The organism is Rhodococcus sp. APC 3903 (assembly GCF_030407755.1).
GTDB classification, from domain to species: Bacteria; Actinomycetota; Actinomycetes; order Mycobacteriales; family Mycobacteriaceae; genus Rhodococcus_F; species Rhodococcus_F erythropolis.
Genome location: NZ_JASDCV010000007.1, coordinates 64,314 through 83,553 on the forward strand (window position 1 = coordinate 64,314; position 19,240 = coordinate 83,553).

A 19,240-nucleotide genomic window follows, 5' to 3' on the forward strand; every position below is an offset into this window, starting at 1 on the left:
GGCACTCGGACACTAGTGACCGAGTGCCGTCCATTCGGGATCCGGCTTGCGCGCAACGACCCGGAACACGATTCCACCCCGTCCACTGCGCTGCACCTCGTCGATCAGGAAGCCTGCGTTTTCGAGGTATCCGACCGGTTCGCGGGTGAGGTGATCGGCACCGAACCGTACAGAAAGCGGTTCGACGGCCTTCATCAGCGCCCGTACAACCGTGTTGGTGCTCGGCCCGTGCTCAGCGAGCACGAATCGACCACCAGGCACCAGCACTCGAAATGCTTCGCTGGCAACTCGGTCCGGATCGGGGATCGTGCAGAACGCGTAGGTGGAGACCAATGTGTCCACGCATTCGTCAGGAACATCGAGTGCTTGCACGTCTCCGAGTCGTAGGTCGACTTCGGTCTTCACTCCCTCGGAGACCTTGACCCTGGCCTGATCGAGCATCGCAGTCGAGATGTCCACGCCGATGACGTAGTCGACGTCGTCCCCGTAGAGCGGCAGGTTCAGCCCGGTGCCCACGGCAATTTCGACCACGCGCCCATGCGCCTGATCTACAGCCCATTTCCGGGCGTCACCGAGCACAAAGCGCTCGAAGCGCCCGATCTGTCGGTCGTAGTGCGCCGCCATTGCGTCGAAAGTCTTGGCGACCTGTGCAGTGTCTGGTTCACGCATAGTGCCCCGTTTCGATCGATCTTCTGTGCAGTCTTACACGCGAGCACCGGGTCGGGAAGACCTTTCGTGACGAAGAGCGACCGGCCGCGCGACGCAGTCCCTGACGGATGACCCCGGTATCGTTCCAGGTGACCTGACCTCACCAACGACCATCATGGATAGAGACCTCGTGCGATCAAGTAACTGCGTCACCGGATCGGTCCGGCCACCTTTTTCCACTGATTCCACTGGAGGTCTGTGATGGCCGGAGGACTCTTCGCCCTGCTCGACGACGTCGCAGCCCTGGCTCGTATGGCTGCCGCCTCGATCGACGACGTTGCCGCCGCAACCGGTAAGGCGACCGCCAAAGCTGCAGGCGTCGTCATCGACGACGCAGCCGTCACGCCGCAGTACGTCCGTGGGCTCGCGGCCGAACGCGAGTTGCCCATCATCAAGCGCATCGCCATCGGGTCGCTGCGCAACAAGCTGCTGATCATTCTTCCGATCGCTCTGCTGCTGAGTCAGTTCCTCCCCTGGCTGCTGACGCCACTGTTGATGGTCGGCGGCTGTTACCTCAGCTACGAAGCGGTTCACAAGATCTGGGGTGCAATTTTCGGCCACGGTGACCACCACGAGGCCGCTGACGAGCATCCTCGCGACGAAGAAGCAGTGGTTTCCGGCGCCGTCCGCACCGACCTGATCCTGTCGGCCGAGATCATGGTGATCGCACTCAACACCATCGCGGGCGAAGGTTTCTGGAGCCGGTTGGTGATCCTTGCCGTCGTGGCGGTCGTCATCACCGTGGTCGTCTACGGCGTCGTCGGACTGATCGTGAAGATGGACGACATCGGATTGAAGATCGCCGAGACGTCGTCTGGCTTCACCCACAAGGTCGGCCGAGGCCTCGTTCGCGGCATGCCTCACGTGATGTCAGTGCTCTCGGTGGTGGGTACCGCCGCGATGCTGTGGGTCGGTGGCCACATCCTGTTGGTCGGCATCGACGAACTGGGCTTCCACCCGCTCTACGACGCCGTTCATCACGGCGAAGAAGCAGTCAGTGACATCGCCGGAGTCGGCGGGGTACTGGCGTGGATCGTCAACACCCTTGCGTCGGCGGCACTGGGTCTGGTGGTCGGCGCCATCATCGTCGCAGCTCAACTGGGTATCACCCGCCTGCTCGCAAAGCGTTCTGCAACGGCCTAGTCACTGCGAGTTGTGGCGGAGCACCATCTGCTCCGCCACAACTCGCAGTCCTTCACGCAACGACCGTGGCTCGAGCGCTTCGACGTCCGCTCCCAAACCGATCAACTGCGAGAGCGCGACAGCTTCGCTCTCGAGTTTCAGCTCGGCACTCACCCATCCGTCGTTGTCCTCTGGCCCCACTTCGACGGCAGCGGCAAGCTCACCCACCACATCGGGGAGCCGGCGCCTGCCCTCTGGTGACAACCGCACGCGACACTCGAAGCGAAGCAGCGAACGGTCGAACTCGGCCATCGACGCCGCCCACCACGACGGCAGATCGAAATCCACCGGCCGAGTGAACGAATCATCTTCTACCACGGCATTTTTGATGCGGCCGACTCGAAACGACAGCGTTCGACCGTTCATCCCCGCCACCAGATACCAAACACCGGCTTTGATGACCAGACCCAGCGGATCGACCGTCCGCTCGCGATCACGATAGGCGAAGCGCAGTCGGCGCGAGTCCAGCACAGCGGATGTGACGATCGGAAGCGCAGAGATGTCGTCGACGCCGCCGAACCAACCCGGAACGTCTACCAGGATTCGGTCCTGCCACAGTCGTGCACTCTCGCGCAGGGGACCGGGCAGGGAGCGGAGCAGTTTGGCCCCCGCCGAACCGACGGCGTCGGATCGCCCGAGATCTGCAGCGATGGACGGCACGCCCAACAGCATGAGTGCGGACGTCTCGTCGTCGGTCATACCGGACAGCTTGGACTGCCAACCGTCGAGCAGACGGATGCCACCACCGGGGCCGCTCTCGGTCCAGATCGGCACGCCGGCAGCCGACAACGAGGCCACGTCGCGGTAGATCGTCCGCACCGAAACGCCGAACTCTTCGGCCAACTGATCGGCGATAACGCCGCGACTCCCCTGCAAACGCAGCATGAGTTGGAGCAACCGCGCGGATCTCATGGACCGAACATTACCGAGAATTACTGACAGAAGTTGTCAGGAATAGGGGTGCACAATGACCGTCATGATCACTTGGAAGCAGTTCTCCGAAGAAGTACCCGCTCTTGCCGACGCGGTCCAAGCACGATTCAAAGCCCACAAGCATCACGTCCTCGCAACGCTGCGCAAGGACGGTTCACCGCGGGTCAGCGGCACCGAAGTCGAAATCCTCGACGGGCGTCTGGTCCTCGGTTCGATGTTCGGCGCACTCAAGGCGAAGGATCTCATCCGTGACGGGCGCTACGCCCTACACAGCAATCCCGGTGAGCACACCATGGAGGGCGGCGATGCGAAGATCGCCGGAATCGCACGCGAGGTGACCGGCGACGAGTTCGAAGCCGTGCTCGCAAGCTACACCTACGAGGTTCCGAAACCCCTGCACCTCTTTGTGCTCGACATCGATGAGGTGGTGCACACGACGGTCGACGACGAGCACATGTACGTCGATCTCTGGAAGCCGGGCAAGGAGATCACCCGCTTCACCAAGTGACGTTCTTCTCGCAATGCTCGCCGTTGGCGCACGATTCCACCTGAACGGTGGCGTGGGAAAGACCGTGACTCTCGAGGACGGTGCGCGCGGATTCCAGAACGTTCGACGAATTCGCGTCACTGGTCAGGTGGACCGTCGCGACATCCATGCCGGTGGTGAGCGTCCAGACGTGTAGGTCGTGAACACCCATCACGCTCGGCAGCGCCGCCAGGTCGGCCTCGACCGCTTCGACGTCGACGTCGGCCGGCGACGCCTGCGTCAGAATGCGCAGCGATGCTGCGGCCAGTTTGATCGCACGCGGCACCACCCAGAGCGAGATGAGAACACCGACGACGACGTCCGCCCACGTCCAGTTGAACAGCAGGACAAGGCCACCGGCGATCAGAACACCCACGCTACCGACGGCGTCTGCAAGCACTTCGAGGTAGGCGCCCCGCACCGCGAGGCTGTCCTTGGAATCGCCGCGCAGCATCAGCATCACGACAATGTTCGCGGCCAGACCGGCGGCCGCAGTGATGATCAGGGCGCCGCCCGGGATCTCGGGTTCGTTACCGATGCGGCCGATTGCCTCGTAGAAGACCCAGGCGGCGACGGCCAGCAGCATCACGGCGTTGGCCATGGCGGTCAGCACTTCGGCGCGGTGCCAACCGAAGGTCCTGGCCGCGGTGGTGCTGCCCTTCTTCGCGAGCAGCAAAGCCGTCAATCCCATGGCCATGCCCACCACGTCGGTGAGCATGTGGCCGGCGTCGGCAAGCAGCGCCAGCGAGTTGATCAGAATGCCGACCGTGGCTTCGAGTACGAGAAATGCAACGAGGATCGCAAGCGCGATCGCCATTTTCTTGATGCGTTGCGGTGACGGCCCTACTCCGACCGAATCTGCTGCCGAGTGGCCGTGTGAATGGCCGTGCCCTGCTCCCATTTGTCCTGTTCCCTCCCAAGTCCTTCTCAGAGCATATGCATACATTCGCATACATACAATGAGTTGCTCAGTGAGCGGGAAAAGGCAGAGGTCAGTGATCCGGCTCGTACGCCGGGTGCGGCACAGTGGGCGGCAGAGTGGCGATCGACGAGATGCGCTTCATGCCTGCTACCTGCAATAGGTCGACGACCAGCGATCGAATCTGGGCAAACACCACCGTCGAGGACAGGCCTGCGTTCTCGACTATCGCCGGTTTCAGTTCCTTCGCCACCGAGCGCAGGACGCGCGCTGCCTCGGCCTGATCAGGCTGCTCCCCCGGCTCCGCCAGGATCATGTCCTTGAGAACTTCGACGGCTTTCGACAAGCGCTCGACCTGAGCCACCAGACGCGGATCGAGGATCTCGTCGTCCCTGACCAACGTCAACGAACGACGCGCGAGCACTCGAATGTTGCGCATCGCGTTGTCGATGGGATCGGCTGTCGCCATGAGCCTTTCGAGGCGCGGTCGACTGTTCCAGTACAGCGGGGAGATTCGGCTGATCTCGCGCCCGCCGAGGAGGTTGCTGCGCAATCCGTCGATGGCACCCTGAGTTGCGCGCGCCTTCTGCAGCGCCTTCACGATCGGGTCCGGGTCGTTCGCGACGAGGCCGTCTGCCACCAATTGCAGTACCTCTGACGCTGTTCCGAGGATCGATGCAGCGTCCTTGCGTGCGCGTCGTACCGGGTGCGTGGGGATGATCGCGACCACCGCGATGCCCACCAAACCACCGACAAGGGCGTCGATCATGCGATCGGGCCCGCCGCTGCCGCCCGGTGGGATCAGCGTCGCCACCAGCACGGCCGAGTTTCCGGCCTGCATGGAGAAGATCGGCCCGCTGTTCAGTAGCACCGCGACGGACATCGCCAGCACGACAACCAAACTGATCTGCCAGGGTCCGCTCCCGATGCCGGAGATGATCAGGTCACCGATTCCGATACCGACCGTGACACCCGCAACCAACTCGAACGAACGTCGTAGTCGGGCGCCCAACGACAGACCGAGCGAGACCACGGCGGCAATCGGCGCGAAGAACGGCGCATGGTGCCCGATCACCGTGGTGGCAACCCACCACGCCAATCCGGCCGCCAAGGCACATTGAATGATCGGTAGTGCCGACGTCTGAAGCCGACGCACCGATTTGCGAGCACGGTCCTTGATACCGGCCCGGCTCGGACGGAAACTGCTAACCGAGGCCAAGCGCTTCGGCGGCGTTGGGATCGCAGTCTTCGAGCAGATCTAGGCAACGCGCGTACTCGTCGGCCTCACCGATCGTCTTCGCGGCCTTGGCCAAGACAGCGACGCAACGGAGGAATCCGCGGTTCGGTTCATGGCTGTAGGGCACAGGACCGAAACCCTTCCAACCGTTACGACGCAGTTGGTCGAGTCCGCGGTGGTAGCCGGTACGCGCGTAGGCGTAGGCAGTGATGGTTTCGCCCTTGTCCAGGGCAGCCTCGGCGAGGTAGGCCCACGCGATGGAGGCAGTGGGATGGTCGGCCGCGACCTGGGCCGGGTCAGCGTGGTTGAGCAGTGCCGATTCCGCCTCGTCGTCGCCGGGAAGCAGAGTGGGCTTGGGTCCGAGCAGGTCACCGAATTGGGTCATGCGCTCATTGTGCCCGCTACGCCTTTCTGCCACAGGACCGCCTCGCCGACGGTCGGAGTTATGCCCGGTACATACCGGTCGTTACCCTGACATGGTCATTGCCGCATAAGACCGAAGGGTTACCCGTGCCGGACTCGAAAGACGACAACTCGAAAAAGAGCGCAGCCCCGAACGGTGCGCCCGAGAAGTCGGCCCCGACCGAACCTGCGACTGTGGCGATCCAGAAGGCAGACAAGAACTCGAAGGCGGACAAGAACTCGAATGCGGGCGGCGACGCCAAAGCCGCCAGCGCGCCAACCGTCGCGATCCCCAAGGCAACGCAGGCACCCACAGCAACACCACCCACAGCAACACCAGCAGCAGCACCGACACCCCAGCCCAAGCCGGAGCCCGCCACCGTCGCGATTCCGAAAGCCGCGCAGCCGACACCGCCACCCCGGCAAGCTCCAACCCCGCCGCCACCGCCACAGCGCTCCGCGCCTCAACCGCAGCAGCGCGCCGCACCTCAACGTGTGGGTGTCGCAGCGACCCCACCGCCGGCCCAGCCGATGCCGACTCGCATCGAGCCTGCCGCGCCGGAAAAAGCCAAGCGCAGCGGCAAGGGCTGGTACATCGCGGCAGCAGCGGCCGGCGTCGCCGTCCTCGCGGCAATCGGCATCGCAGTCTTCGTCTCGTCCAACAGCGGTAGCGGCGAAAGCTCACCTGAAGCCCAGGTTCAGACCGCCATCTCGACGTACGTCGATGCTCTTCAGACCGGCGATCTGGCGACTCTGCGAACGTCGACATGTGGCGCGCTGGGCGAGTACTACCGCACCATTCCGGACGCGGCGTTCGCTCAGGTCCACGACAATGCCGTCGCTCAGAAGACGATCCCGCAGGTCGGAGCCGTCGATGCGGTGCGCATCACCGACGACACCGCGATCGCTCAGGTCCAGGCAAGTTTGCCGAGCACCGGCGAACAGTCGTGGCGCACGTTCGACCTCGAGCGCCAGGACGGCACGTGGAAAGTCTGCGATCCCAGCAAGTAAGCACCTGAACAGAAAATGCGCGCCGACGAGAAATTCGTCGGCGCGCATTTTGTTCTGTGAAGCTGAGTTGTGAAGCCGATCAGCCTGCGGACACCGAGCGTCCGGCCGACTTCAGGTCGTTGCACGCCTCGACGACGCGAGCCGTCATGCCTGCTTCGGCCTTCTTGAGGTAGCTGCGCGGGTCGTATGCCTTCTTGTTTCCGACCTCGCCGTCGATCTTGAGGACGCCGTCGTAGTTGGAGAAGAAGTGTCCGGCGATCGGACGGGAGAACGCGTACTGGGTGTCGGTGTCGACGTTCATCTTGACGACGCCGAAGTTCAGCGAATCCTCGATCTCGGACTTCAGCGATCCCGATCCACCGTGGAAGACGAAATCGAAGGGCTGCGAGCCTGCGGCCAGGCCGAGCTTGGCAGCGGCGACCTTCTGGCCCTCTTCGAGAACCTCGGGCTTGAGCTTGACGTTGCCCGGCTTGTAGACGCCGTGGACGTTGCCGAAGGTGGCTGCGAGCAGGTACTTGCCCTGTTCGCCGATGCCCAGAGCATCGACCGTCTTCTCGAAGTCTTCACTCGAGGTGTAGAGCTTGTCGTTGATCTCGGCCTCGACGCCGTCTTCTTCGCCGCCGACGACACCGATCTCGACCTCGAGGATGATGCGTGCAGCCTTGGAGAGGGCGAGCAGTTCCTTGGCGATTGCCAGGTTCTCGTCGATCGGGATAGCCGAGCCGTCCCACATGTGCGACTGGAACAGCGGGTTACGACCGGCGTCGACGCGCTCCTGCGAGATCGCGAGCAGCGGACGCACGTAGGTGTCCAGCTTGTCCTTCGGGCAGTGGTCGGTGTGCAGCGCGATGGTGACGTCGTACTTTGCCGCGATCACGTGTGCGAACTCGGCGAGCGCAACAGCGCCGGTGACCATGTCCTTGACGCCCAAACCGGAACCGAACTCGGCGCCGCCCGTCGAGAACTGGATGATGCCGTCACTGCCGGCGTCCGCGAAGCCCTTGATGGCTGCGTTGATGGATTCGGAGCCGACACAGTTGATGGCGGGGAAGGCAAAGGAATGCTCCTTGGCCCGACCAAGCATCTCGGCATAGACCTCGGGAGTTGCGATAGGCACGGCGGGAGTCCTCCATATACGTGTCGTTCGGAGCGCTCGGCGATGTGAAAGCGCTTCGTGTGGTCCTAGCAGTATGGCAAGTCCGACTCGTCACGTCTCTTTGCGGTCTCGGCCGCCGCCACCGACGCGATGACCTGCGGTGGTGGGAAACACTCAGATTCGGCCGGTACTCTGGCCCCCGTGAATGTGCAGGCAGCAACTGAATCCGTGACGAACCTGGCCTTGCTGCCTGGCTTCCTCGATCCCGTGAACCTCTTGAATTCCTTCGGAACGTGGGTTCTGGTGGGACTGCTTCTGGTGGTCTTCATCGAATCAGGGCTGCTGTTTCCGCTCTTGCCCGGCGATTCTCTGCTCTTCACCGCAGGGCTGATCGCGGCTTCCAAGTCCACCGAGATCGAACCGTTCGCGCCGCTGTGGGTGCTCCTGGTGACGATTCCGATCGCCGCGATTCTGGGTGACCAAGTCGGGTTCTACATCGGCGCCAAGGGCGGAACTGCCCTGTTCAAGACGGACGACGCGCGGTTCTTCAAGAAGAAGTACATCGACGAGTCGCATGCCTTCTTCGAAAAGCACGGCCCGATCACCATTATCCTGGCGAGGTTCGTGCCGATCGTGCGTACTTTTGCACCGGTTGTCGCGGGCGCCTCGAAGATGAAGTACTCACTGTTCCTGACCTACAACATCGTCGGCGGCATCCTGTGGGGTGCCGGTGTGACTTTGCTCGGCTACCTCCTGGGGCAGATCGAATTCATCCGCGACAATGTCGACTACATCTTCATCTTGATCGTCCTGGTGTCGGTTCTGCCGATCGTCTTCGAAATCGGAAAGCGAATTCTGGCGTCGAGACGTGGTGAATCGGCGAATACTTCCACTACGGACAATTCGACGGTGACAGTCCCCGAAGACCCCACCCCCTGATTGCAGAACGAGGCGAAGAACTGACCACGATGACGCTCGCATCCGGCAGTTTCTCCCCACTCGAGACTGCCGGGCCCCTGTTGGTCTGGATTATCGTCGTCACGTTCGTCTTCATCGAGTGCGCGATCATCCTCGGGTTGTTTCTCCCTGGTGACTCGCTGCTGATCACAGCCGGAATCGTGCTTGCCGGTCACGAATCCGGTGCAGGCCACGTGTGGGCGCTGTCGGTGGGCGCGATGATCGCTGCCATTGCCGGCAACCAGGTCGGGTACGTCATCGGCCACCGGACGGGCAACCACATCAAAGCCCGTAAGGGCGGCAAGTACTTCACCGAGAAGAATCTGCACCGCGTCAACATCCTGTTGGAGAGACACGGGTTCTGGGCCGTCCTGATCGCCCGCTGGGTTCCGTGGGTTCGCACCCTGTGCCCGATGGTCGCAGGCGCAGCCAAGATGAACCACACGCGCTACACCATCGCGAGCACCATCGGCGCGATCATCTGGGCACCGGTACTCCTGCTGCTCGGTTTCTACGGTGGCTCGTTCCTCGATCGCGTTCCGTGGTTGCTGCCCGCCGTGCTGATCGTGATGATGGTCAGCTTGGTCATCGGCACCGCTTTGGGAATCTGGCAGTACCGCAAGGAAATGGCCCGACCGGCCGAAGACGTCGAGGTAGAAGAAGTCCTCGACTAGAAGCTGTCTGCTCAGTGCAGGTGGCTCTGGTCCCACGCCGGAAGCGGGTCGTCGTAGCGAATCCAGACCCGCGGTCCTTCGCGTAGTTCGTCATCGGTCAGCAGAGCCGGATCGAGGATTCGCGACGGCGTCGCCGGGTCGAGTTTCACTCCGATGAACACGATCTCCTGCCCTGGCACCTCCGCTGCCGACGCCCACAGTTGCGCCGGTTCGATGACGAGGTTGGGGCCTGCCTGCGACCAGATAGCGGCGAACTCGGGCCTACTGGCGATCCAGCAGAAGCCTTTGCTTCGCAAGAGTCCCGCGAACTGACCGAGCGCAGCCTCGAGTCGCGCCGGATGAAAGGGTCGCGAGGCTCGATACGTGACGCTGCGTATTCCGTACTCCTCGGTTTCCGGGGTGTGCCCGCCGGCCAGCTCCTCGTCCCAACCGGGTACTTGCGCAGCCAGTTCCGGGTTGTAGAGACCGGTTTCGAGGACGCGATCGAGGGTGACTTTTCCGTGGTCGGTCCGAATCAGCTGAGCAGTGGGGTTGAGCCTTCGAAGCGTCGCCTCGACGGTTCCCGCCGCCCGCGGACTCACCAAGTCGGTTTTGTTCAGCAAGATGACGTCGGCGAACTCCACCTGATCAACCAGGAGATCGGAGATGCTGCGTCCGTCCCCCTCCCCGGCTTCGAGGTTGCGCTCGTCCAGTCGCTCGCCTTTTGCCAGCTCGCCGAGGAAGGTCGACGCGTCCACCACGGTCACCATCGTGTCGAGCTTCGCGAGCGAGCCGAGGCTGAAGCCGTCCTCGAATTCCCAGTCGAAGGTGGCCGCCACCGGCATCGGTTCGGAGATGCCGGTGGATTCGATCACCAACTGATCGAATCGCCCCTCTCGGGCCAGCGCGCCGACGGCGTCGATCAGATCCTCACGCAGCGTGCAGCAGATGCATCCGTTGGTGAGCTCGACCAACTTCTCCTCCGTGCGATCGAGGTGGCCCTGGCCCGCGACGAGCGCCGCGTCGATGTTGATCTCGCTCATGTCGTTGACGATGACGGCGACCCGACGGCCGTCTCGATTGGCGAGGATGTGGTTGAGGAGTGTGGTCTTGCCTGCGCCCAGAAATCCGGACAGCACGGTTACCGGTAGCTGCTTCATTCCTTAATGGTAACCATTGTCATTATCGACAACGGGAGGCGGGCCTACTGCACTGCAGACGCACTACCCGAGAACTGGCTCTCGGGCCTCGGCAACCCGAAATGATCACGAAGCGTCGTACCCGTGTATTCGGTGCGGAACAGACCGCGATCCTGCAGGATCGGGACCACACGCTCGGTGAAGATTTCGAGTCCACCCGGGTAGTACGGCGGCATGACGTTGAATCCGTCAGCAGCACCGCTGGTGAACCATTCCTCGATCGTGTCAGCCACCTGCTCGGCGGTTCCGGCGAACACCCGGTGTCCGCGCGCACCCGCCAAACGATGAAGCAGGCCCCGAACCGTCGGACGCTCACGCTCGACTATGCCGGCGATCACCTGCAATCTGCTTTGCTTGTTGTCGGTGACATCACCTGCCGCCGCGAACAATTCGACAGGAACCGGTGCATCCAGTTCCAGATTCCGAACATCGGTCCCGGTGAGTGCACCGAGCTGCGCGAGCCCGTACTCCGGCGAGGTCAACTCGTTAAATTCTCGCTCGAGCGCCTTGGCTTGTTCCTCGGTGTCACCGATGAACGGGCTGATTCCGGGCAGAATCTTGACATGATCGGGGTTGCGCCCGAACTGAGCAGCCCTCGACTTGATGTCGGTGTAGAACGCCTGCGCATCGGAAAGTCTCTGGTGCGCTGTGAAAATCGCCTCCGCATACTGACCGGCAAACGCGCGACCGTCGTTGGACGCCCCGGCCTGCACCAGCACCGGGTATCCCTGCGGCGTTCGCGGTGCGTTGAACGGTCCCCGCACCCGAAGATGCCGGCCGACGTAGTTGATCTCGTGAATCTTGTTTCTGTCCGCGTAGATTCCGTTCTCCCGGTCCAGACTGATCGCGTCGTCCTCCCAGCTGTCCCACAACCGCACCACCGCGTCGACGAATTCCCTTGCACGCGAATACCGGTCGCCGTGGTCCGGATGCTTGGCCAGCCCGAAGTTGGCGGCAGCCAGATCCGTACCCGTGGTGACGATGTTCCACCCAGCACGTCCGTTCGAGATGTGGTCGAGCGAGGCGAACAGCCGAGCCAGGTTGTACGGCTCGTAGTACGTGGTCGACGCCGTCGCGATCAATCCGATCCGCTCGGTTGCCACTGCAATGGCCGTCAACAAGGTGATCGGCTCCAACGTTCCTGCGGGACCGTGCTCGACGTCGCTGCGCAACGCGGGACCGTCGGCGAAGAAGATTCCGTCGAACTTCGCCGCCTCAGCAGTGCGAGCGATCTCCTGGAAATACGTGACGTCGAACAGACGTTCCGGTGTTGTCCACGGATGACGCCACGCCGCTTCGTGATGACCGGCGGGGTGGATGAACGCGTTGAGGCTCAGTTGGCGCGGAGAATCAGACATGCCTGAATGCTGGCAACTGCCGCCGCAGTCCGACAGGGTTAGGGTTCGCGTGATTCCAACTCGGGGTTGGCAGCTCGGTATCGTCACATGGGTGAGCCGCGTAGTTGTAGCCGAGTTCGTACCGTCCGGATCGACAGCATCGGTTCTTCACCAGTGGTGTGAGGTCTTCGCCGAAGGCCAGCGTCACCTGTCCGGAACTGCGCCGACAGCGACGGCCCTGATGGAAATGATCGAGGCCGAGGACGGTTCAGTCGATGTGTGGCGTTGGATCGCACGCGACGGCGGAACGGACGAAGTCCTCGGCATCGCCCAGGCGCGACGCAACTCGGCGGAACCTGATCTCGCAGAGTTTCGGATGTACGTGACACCCCACGCGCAGCGACGAGGGGTAGGACGAGCGCTTGCCGAACTCGCCGAAGTCGACATCGCCGGGTTCGGCGTGCGAAGAATCAGAGTGACGGCGCTCGTCGGAAGCGCAGCCGAGCATTTCCTGGGATCGTTCGACGGCCACCGTGTGTTGCTTCGGTTGGCCAACCAGGTTCAGCACCTCAGCCCTCCCACCGCACACAGTGCCCGCCCCGGCTATCGAATCGTCAGTTGGCGCAACCGAACCCCGGACGAGCTGGTCCACTCCTTCTCGGAGGCATTGAACCGACTCCTCGACGCGCCGGGCGCCGAACTGCAGATACCCGAACGTAATTGGGGAGCCGACGAGGTCAGATCGTGGGAACAGAAGATGACGGGTGGCTCTCAAGTACTCCTGGTGTGCTGCGCGGTCGACGACAGCGTCGGCGAAGTAGCCGCAGCGACAGTGGTGACGGTGGACGAACATGACAGCACCCACGCATCGCAGCACGACACCGTGGTACTTCCCCAGCACCGCGGACACGGTCTCGCTCGGTGGGTCAAGGAGCAACAAGCGTCTGTGTTGGCAGCTGAATTTCCCTCGCTGCGAAGAATTTACACAACGGTGAACGCGGAAAATCACCCGATGCTGACCGTCAATCGGAGCCTGGGATACCAGACCGTTGCGGAGCGGATCCTGGTGGAGATCAGGAGAGTCGAGAGTGCGTTGCACAAGCCTCGGTGACGATCTTCCTCCACAGGAGCGGGTGAGACTGCCAGAAGTTGTGCGCGACACCGTCGACGACCTCGAAACTACCGTTAGGCACGAGCTCGGCCAGTTGCTGCAACGGCCACGACGGGCGAATATCGTCGGCCGCCGCGAGAAATGTCATGGGCACGGGTGAGTCGGCCAACTGCCGAAACAGCTGTGGTTCATGGATCCATTCGATGAACGATTCTTGAAGCGATTGCCAGACAACAGGTTCCCAAGGTATCTGCGGGTCCGGCTCGATTCCCGCTTCGTACTGCTTCGACCAGGTCCGGTCTTTGTGGAGGCCGTGCCCCGCGATGCCGACGACGCCGGACACCGATTCCGGACAGTCGAGTGCGTACCGCACCGCCAAGTCGGATCCCCACGAGTGCCCCAACACGACCCAGCTGTCGATCTCGAACGTGCGTCGGACGAGTTCGAGGTCCGCAACCGCCTGCGCCATCGTATGAGCGCCGCCACCGGACCGGCCGACTCCGCGTGGCTCAGGGCACCACGCGCGCATTCCTTCCGGAACCAGCTCGTCGTGAGCAAGATAGTGAACGCATCCCGGGCCGCCGGAGAGAACCAGAACGTCCGCCCCTGCCCCACCGACATCGATGTGAAGACGTACGCCGTCCGTGTCGACCACGTGCCGGGATTCCATGAGGGAAAAGCCTAACGCTTACGCGGGTATCCAGCCGCCGAGACGACAAATGCCGCCTCCATGAGCATCCACCCACCTACCTGCACCGAGAGGTCTCGCTCGGGCACGCTCGACGAGCGCACGGTTCCGGCGGCGAAGGTGGCAATGTCGCCGGACAGACTCGGCAACTGAGCATCCTTGGTCCAGTCGTGCCCGAACAGCGGCAGACCTTCGATCTGCAGTCTGTTGTTCCAGGCCGCTTCCGCGGAGGACAGAACGATCTGCGCTGCGAGTTCGCGCGCTCGCAGGTCCTCGTGAGTCTCCCAGGACAGGTTCACCACCACGAACGCCAGGTAGCGAGCCAGGATTGCGTTGAACAGCCCGCCGTCGCCTCCGCCACCGCCCGTGATGACTCCGTACTCGGTCATTCCGTCGTACACCGCGTCGACGAGTTTGTGGACTCGCTCGCGGTGGCGCGGCTCGCCCAATCGCGTCGACAACTCGGTTTCCAACCCCAGCGTGACGCCCTGACAGTACGAATAGATCGCGCGCTCGAGGGTGCCATCGCGGCGGATGCCGTCGAAGATCAGTCCGGAGTCCGGATCCCGCAGCGTCTCGTCGATCCAGTCGGCCGTTGCCTGCGCGCGCCAGAGTTTTCCGGTGCGCGCCAGCATGATTCCGGCGGGTCCGTTTGCCGGGGTGTTGTAGAAATCGGAACCTTTGCACCACGGAATACCGCCGCCGTCGGCCGGGGACCACGAATCGAAGAGTTGCGATTCGAGCGCCTGGACCGCGGTCCGGTGATCGACCGAGAACATACGTTGAGCACGTTCGAGCGAGAGGCCCAGCCACGCCATGTCGTCGTAATAGTTGTTGGTCCACGCCGAGACGTTGCGGACCCGCACACTGCGGGCGACCTTCGCCACCCGGCGACGACGCTTGGGCGTCGGGTCACGTTCGAGCGCGTCGATTGCAGTGTCGAGCAGGTGCGCTTGCCACCAGTAGTGCCACGGCTTGAACATCCGCTCGCGCCGAACAGCAGGCCAGGCAACCACGCCGAGTGCTGTCCGGGGCAGTCCCCACAGGCGCCGAAGGTGACGACTGACTATCGCGCCCTCAGCCGCATCGGCTCGCTCTGCCCACACTTCCTGCATAACTACCTATCCTGTCTGGTCGAGGCGCTACGCGCTAGCCGGAATTCGCGAGCGAGATCAGCGGGAATCGGCGAGATCGGCATGCTCACGTACCCACGCGTGCATGGCAATGCCGGCCGCGACACCGGCGTTGATGCTGCGAGTCGACCCGAATTGCGCGATCGAGACCGTCATGGACGCAACCTCTTTCGCATGTTCGGTCACTCCGGGCCCTTCTTGACCGAACAGCAGGATGCACTCTCGCGGCAGGCTTGCCGTTTCCAGCGGCACCGACCCCGGGGTGTTGTCGACGGCAACGATCGTGAGTGAATTCTCACGGGCGTACTCGACGAGCTCGCTGATATCGGCGTGGTGAACGATGTGTTGGTATCGATCGGTCACCATGGCGCCCCGCCGATTCCAGCGCCGACGCCCCACGATGTGGACCGCGGCCGCAGCAAACGCGTTTGCCGTGCGAACCACCGTGCCGATATTGGCGTCGTGCGCGAAGTTCTCAATGGCGACATGCATCGTGTGACGGCGCGAGTCGATGTCCTCGACTATCGCTTCCCGCGTCCAGTACCGGTACTCGTCCAAGACGTTTCGACGATCACCCTCGGCGAGGAGTACGGAGTCGTAGCGCTCGTCTGTCGGCGGTTCCGTGTCGTGCTCCTCGGCCCACGGCCCGACGCCGTTGGGGTTCTCGCCCCACTCGGTGGGTCCCGGTTCACCGGCCCCACCGGAAACGTCGTCGGCTGCGACTTCGGTCATCAGAACACCTCGTTGGAATCTGCAGCCACGGTGAAGCCGTGCGTGGTCTGATCGTTGACACACGAGACGTCTGTCGCGGTGGTCGTACAGGTGAAACCCAGTTTGCTCAGCGGTTGACCGGCCGCCAACACCGGATCGGCGTCGGGGCCGCCCGAGGTGTACACCTCTCCGCCCGAACACATGAAAGCACCGTCACCCTCGTCGGTTACGCGAATGCCGTTGCCCCAGTTGACCATGCAGCTCTCCGGCCGCGGCGGAACCGGGGTGGTCGTTCCCTCGCACCCGGCTTCGATTCTGGTGGGCAACTTGATGATGCCGCACTGGAAGTTCCCGTCGGGAGTGGTGAAGTAGTACGACTCGTTGCGCTCGAACTGCACGTCCGTGAGCGTCGTCGTCGGTGGCAGCGTCGTGGTCGGTGGTTCGGTGGTCGTGGGGACGACGGGCGCGACGGTGGTGGTTGTCGTCGGCACTGCGGTAGTGGTGGTCGAACTTGGCTGCGCCGCTACGGTCGGCGCTGAATCCGCCTCCCCGCCGCACCCTGCGAGCACGAGCGCCGACCCGACGCCCAACAAGACGAACCCCACCCGAACACGAACCACCCGACTACCTCCACACACGTCATCTTGGCCCAGCAACAGCCGACAGTGCACTCTATCGTGTGGTCGACTAAGTGCTGGTGACGCGCTTGTTCATCAGCCGTGAGAGCCACGCGGGCGAGAACCGCGACGCACTGAGAAAGAGCTTTGCCTGAGTTCCGACCGGGTAGTGAACCTTGTGTACGCGTCCGGCGCCGCGTGTGGCCGCCCACAGCTCCTTCGCGACGTCGGTGGCAGTCAGCTTGATACCCAACGATCTGGTGGCTCCGGTGTCCATTCCAGTGACCATCGCGGTCTGGACGAACAACGGCCAGAGCGCGAGAACACGGATGTCGTGCTGTGCCCATTCCAGATCGAGCGCCTCGGTCAGGCCGCGGATCGCGAACTTGGTTGCACCGTACGTCGCCAGTTCGGGCTGGCCGTAGATCGCCGAAGCGGAGCACAGATTGACCACCTGAGCGCCGACGGTATCGCGGAGGTACGGGAAAGCCGTGTGCGTGCCGTTGAGGGTGCCGGTGATGTTGATGTCGACCATTCGGCGATGCGCCGCAAGAGAAATATCCTCGAACCGTCCCGAGGAGAGCACGCCCGCATTGTTGATCAGGATGTCCAGACGCCCGGACTCCCCGGCAAAATCGGCCAGACACTGCGCCCATCCCACCGGATCGGTGACGTCCAGGACACCCGTCACGACGCTCCCACCGAAACCGTCGATCTCGGCCTTCAACGAGGCAAGGCCGGCGTCGTCGATGTCGAACGCGCCGACGCGGTATCCGTTGCGCGCGAACAACAGCGACGTCTCCCGCCCGATTCCAGCCGCAGCACCGGTGATGAAGACGTTCGGTTCGCTCATCCGGTCAGGCTATCCTGGATGTGGAGGAAATCTGATGAATCACCGTCGCGTCGTACATACCGTGTGTTTCATCGCGGTGGGATATCTGATCGTGCTCGCGGTGTGGCTCGGATGGCTGGTCGAGCACACCCCACCTGGCACTCTGCCCTATCAGATCGGCGGGCTACTCGCCGCTTTCGGCTCGGCACTCGGATTCGGAATGGCCTGGGCCAATCGACCGACCCGCGCCGAGCGCAAGCTCGAAAAGCACGGCCTCGAAGGGTGGGCACGAATCGACAAGGTCACACCCCTGCGTCGAACCGTCGACGGCGAGTTGGCCAAGCTCGCACTCCGCCTCACGGTTCCAGGTTCCGATTCGTACTCGGGCCGGATCGAGTACGAGATCCGACCCGAGTTCAAAGACAAGATCACTCCCGGATCCACGGTCACCGTCATGGTGGACCCGAAGAACCGAGACCGAATCATGCTGTGCCCGTGAAAAACTAGACGCTCTTCTTGCGTCCCAGCGCCAACATGCCCTCCACCAGCATCAGTTGCGCTCCCGCGTACGACGCCAGGATCACACCCTCGGCAGCGGCACGGCCGGCGGTCCCGCGGATGAACAGTCGACGCACCACGATCAGCCCGTCGGACGCGGTGAAGAGCACTCCGCCCAATCCGAGCCAGGAGCGTCGATCCTTGTTCGGGACGACAACGTCGAGCACGGCCTTGGACTGCGGTGCCAGAGCGGGGTCCGCCGACAACGTCGAGGTGGTTCCCAACATCAATCCGTATCCGGTGAGCGGCGTCGACACGCTCGGTGCCTTGGCACGGAGCAGACCGGACGCCGTCGACCAACCGCTGATGCGGGGTTTGAGGGCAGCACGGGTCGGCCGTGCCCCGCGGCGCAGGAGAAGAGCCGAGTAACTGGCCTGCATCACCGCGAACGACGACGCGCCCTTGATCAGACGAGCATCGTTGTCCGGGTCGATCATGAACACGTCGCCGACGGTCGCGGCGGCGAGGCCGGCCAGAAGCAGTGCGGTATCGGCAGTTTCCGTCTCCGAACGCTTGCGCAGCACTCGGGCGGCCAAGGCAGGTGCAATCAGCGGCTTGGCGATCTGCTGAACCCGCTCGTTACCGACCACTGCCCCAACCACCGTCGCTGCCGTCGCCGCCGCAAAAACTGCGTGCTCGATGCCCCACTTGCCCGCCATCACAATCCTCCTGTTGGTTACACGTCCAACAGCGACCGTACTGGGTCACTCAGGCAGCATCGCCGGATTTGGCGTCCGCGCCGTAGACATCGACGTATTCCTGCCCCGACTGGTCACAGAGCACTGCCATCAATTCATCCGTCGCCGCGCGCACGACGGCCTGGTAGCCACGAAGTTCGCGGTACCGAGAGAAGTCGATCGGCTCCCCTACCGTGATCCGGACCTTGCTGAAGCGCCACATCCGCGTACCCGGCGGGTTGACTGCGTCGCCGCCGTGCACGACGACGGGAATGACCGGCGCCCCGGTTTCCAAGGCGACACGAATCGCTCCGGTCTTTCCCTTGTACAGGCATCCGTCGGGCGATCGAGTTCCCTCGGGATAGATCCCCCAGACGCCGCCTTTGTCGAGAATTCCGATGGCCGTGTCCAATGCCGCACGGGAGGCATCGGCGCCGCTACGGTCGATCGGCACCTGACCCGCCCCACCGAAGAACCAGCGCTGCATCGCGCCCTTCACACCGGTCCCGGTGAAATATTCACTCTTCGCGACGAAGGTGATGCGTCGGCGCACCATGAGGACCAGGAAGAACGAGTCGACGACTGCCCGATGGTTTCCGGCGAGAATCACCGGCCCTTTCTTGGGGATGTGGTGCTGCCCCTCGATCGTCGGCCGCCCGAACAGCCAGAGGACCGGGCCGATCAGAACGTATTTGAACAGCCAATAGAGCACAGGGCATCACCTTTTCCGTCTAGTAGACAGTGTCTACGACG

22 protein-coding genes are annotated in these 19,240 nt (G+C 63.1%); 7 read left to right on the forward strand and 15 right to left on the reverse strand.

The annotated features are described in order from the left end of the window. Window positions 1-12 precede the first annotated feature (12 nt). Window positions 13-669 (reverse strand): methyltransferase domain-containing protein, encoded by a 657-nt coding sequence (locus QMA15_RS11850; protein ID WP_003944335.1) that lies wholly within the window; start codon window positions 667-669, stop codon window positions 13-15. 240 nt (window positions 670-909) lie between these two features. On the opposite strand from QMA15_RS11850, the gene QMA15_RS11855 reads away from it, so the two are divergent. After that, entirely contained in the window at window positions 910-1,851 is a 942-nt protein-coding gene (locus QMA15_RS11855; protein WP_020968812.1) for a DUF808 domain-containing protein, read from the forward strand. Here the strand turns inward: QMA15_RS11855 and QMA15_RS11860 are convergent, their stop codons facing one another. Continuing rightward, complete coding sequence (locus QMA15_RS11860) at window positions 1,852-2,802, reverse strand: WYL domain-containing protein (RefSeq protein WP_021334683.1); 951 nt, start codon at window positions 2,800-2,802, stop codon at window positions 1,852-1,854. It abuts the gene before it with no gap. A 64-nt stretch (window positions 2,803-2,866) separates the two neighbouring features. Between QMA15_RS11860 and QMA15_RS11865 the strand changes: the two genes are divergently transcribed. After that, entirely contained in the window at window positions 2,867-3,331 is a 465-nt protein-coding gene (locus tag QMA15_RS11865; RefSeq protein WP_031332328.1) for a pyridoxamine 5'-phosphate oxidase family protein, read from the forward strand. Here QMA15_RS11865 and QMA15_RS11870 read toward each other — a convergent pair. The 3 genes from QMA15_RS11870 to QMA15_RS11880 form a co-directional block, all read right to left on the reverse strand. Further along, window positions 3,321-4,250, reverse strand: coding sequence for a cation diffusion facilitator family transporter (locus QMA15_RS11870; protein WP_019749454.1), 930 nt, complete (start codon window positions 4,248-4,250; stop codon window positions 3,321-3,323). The two genes, QMA15_RS11865 and QMA15_RS11870, sit on opposite strands and share 11 nt — an antisense overlap. Before the next feature lie 91 nt (window positions 4,251-4,341). Further along, on the reverse strand, window positions 4,342-5,487 hold the full coding sequence (locus tag QMA15_RS11875) for an FUSC family protein (RefSeq protein WP_019749453.1): 1,146 nt from the start codon (window positions 5,485-5,487) through the stop codon (window positions 4,342-4,344). Further along, entirely contained in the window at window positions 5,474-5,890 is a 417-nt protein-coding gene (locus QMA15_RS11880) for a DUF3151 domain-containing protein (protein ID WP_003944361.1), read from the reverse strand. Before QMA15_RS11880 ends, QMA15_RS11875 begins: the two co-directional genes overlap by 14 nt. Before the next feature lie 125 nt (window positions 5,891-6,015). Between QMA15_RS11880 and QMA15_RS11885 the strand changes: the two genes are divergently transcribed. Beyond that, window positions 6,016-6,918, forward strand: coding sequence for a nuclear transport factor 2 family protein (locus QMA15_RS11885; RefSeq protein WP_197940712.1), 903 nt, complete (start codon window positions 6,016-6,018; stop codon window positions 6,916-6,918). A gap of 79 nt (window positions 6,919-6,997) precedes the next feature. Here QMA15_RS11885 and fbaA read toward each other — a convergent pair whose 3' ends face one another. Then, on the reverse strand, window positions 6,998-8,035 hold the full coding sequence (gene fbaA / locus QMA15_RS11890) for a class II fructose-bisphosphate aldolase (protein ID WP_021343256.1): 1,038 nt from the start codon (window positions 8,033-8,035) through the stop codon (window positions 6,998-7,000). Window positions 8,036-8,215: 180 nt separating this feature from the next. Here fbaA and QMA15_RS11895 point away from each other — a divergent pair, with 180 nt between their 5' ends. Together QMA15_RS11895 and QMA15_RS11900 are read left to right on the forward strand one after the other, a co-directional pair. Next, the gene (locus QMA15_RS11895; RefSeq protein ID WP_029254751.1) at window positions 8,216-8,953 is read left to right on the forward strand and encodes a VTT domain-containing protein; all 738 of its coding nucleotides are present in this window, start codon (window positions 8,216-8,218) and stop codon (window positions 8,951-8,953) included. A gap of 29 nt (window positions 8,954-8,982) precedes the next feature. Further along, complete coding sequence (locus tag QMA15_RS11900) at window positions 8,983-9,645, forward strand: DedA family protein (RefSeq protein ID WP_019749448.1); 663 nt, start codon at window positions 8,983-8,985, stop codon at window positions 9,643-9,645. 11 nt (window positions 9,646-9,656) lie between these two features. Here QMA15_RS11900 and QMA15_RS11905 read toward each other — a convergent pair whose 3' ends face one another. Together QMA15_RS11905 and QMA15_RS11910 are read right to left on the reverse strand one after the other, a co-directional pair. Beyond that, complete coding sequence (locus QMA15_RS11905; RefSeq protein ID WP_029254750.1) at window positions 9,657-10,784, reverse strand: GTP-binding protein; 1,128 nt, start codon at window positions 10,782-10,784, stop codon at window positions 9,657-9,659. Between the two features lie 44 nt (window positions 10,785-10,828). Then, window positions 10,829-12,181: an LLM class flavin-dependent oxidoreductase gene (locus tag QMA15_RS11910; RefSeq protein WP_007726771.1), complete on the reverse strand. Its 1,353-nt coding sequence runs from the start codon at window positions 12,179-12,181 to the stop codon at window positions 10,829-10,831. Window positions 12,182-12,272: 91 nt separating this feature from the next. On the opposite strand from QMA15_RS11910, the gene QMA15_RS11915 reads away from it, so the two are divergent. After that, a complete protein-coding gene (locus QMA15_RS11915; protein WP_279163268.1) occupies window positions 12,273-13,271 on the forward strand; it encodes a GNAT family N-acetyltransferase in 999 nt (332 codons plus the stop codon). Here QMA15_RS11915 and QMA15_RS11920 read toward each other — a convergent pair. From QMA15_RS11920 to QMA15_RS11940, 5 genes are all read right to left on the reverse strand, one after another. Continuing rightward, window positions 13,234-13,941, reverse strand: coding sequence for an alpha/beta hydrolase (locus QMA15_RS11920; protein ID WP_020968806.1), 708 nt, complete (start codon window positions 13,939-13,941; stop codon window positions 13,234-13,236). The genes QMA15_RS11915 and QMA15_RS11920 overlap by 38 nt on opposite strands. 11 nt (window positions 13,942-13,952) lie before the next feature. After that, entirely contained in the window at window positions 13,953-15,074 is a 1,122-nt protein-coding gene (locus QMA15_RS11925) for a glycoside hydrolase family 76 protein (protein ID WP_019749443.1), read from the reverse strand. A gap of 57 nt (window positions 15,075-15,131) precedes the next feature. After that, window positions 15,132-15,824, reverse strand: a complete 693-nt coding sequence (locus QMA15_RS11930) for a TrmH family RNA methyltransferase (RefSeq protein ID WP_279163269.1) — start codon at window positions 15,822-15,824, stop codon at window positions 15,132-15,134. Then, entirely contained in the window at window positions 15,824-16,423 is a 600-nt protein-coding gene (locus QMA15_RS11935) for a DUF6636 domain-containing protein (RefSeq protein WP_279163270.1), read from the reverse strand. The genes QMA15_RS11930 and QMA15_RS11935 overlap by 1 nt, the downstream gene beginning before the upstream one ends. Before the next feature lie 67 nt (window positions 16,424-16,490). Continuing rightward, on the reverse strand, window positions 16,491-17,273 hold the full coding sequence (locus QMA15_RS11940; protein ID WP_020906638.1) for an SDR family oxidoreductase: 783 nt from the start codon (window positions 17,271-17,273) through the stop codon (window positions 16,491-16,493). Window positions 17,274-17,307: 34 nt separating this feature from the next. Between QMA15_RS11940 and QMA15_RS11945 the strand changes: the two genes are divergently transcribed. Further along, on the forward strand, window positions 17,308-17,751 hold the full coding sequence (locus tag QMA15_RS11945; RefSeq protein WP_060939132.1) for a hypothetical protein: 444 nt from the start codon (window positions 17,308-17,310) through the stop codon (window positions 17,749-17,751). A 4-nt stretch (window positions 17,752-17,755) separates the two neighbouring features. Here QMA15_RS11945 and QMA15_RS11950 read toward each other — a convergent pair whose 3' ends face one another. Further along, on the reverse strand, window positions 17,756-18,469 hold the full coding sequence (locus tag QMA15_RS11950; protein WP_021343244.1) for a lysoplasmalogenase: 714 nt from the start codon (window positions 18,467-18,469) through the stop codon (window positions 17,756-17,758). Between the two features lie 49 nt (window positions 18,470-18,518). Continuing rightward, entirely contained in the window at window positions 18,519-19,199 is a 681-nt protein-coding gene (locus tag QMA15_RS11955) for a lysophospholipid acyltransferase family protein (RefSeq protein WP_142006049.1), read from the reverse strand. Window positions 19,200-19,240 lie beyond the last annotated feature (41 nt).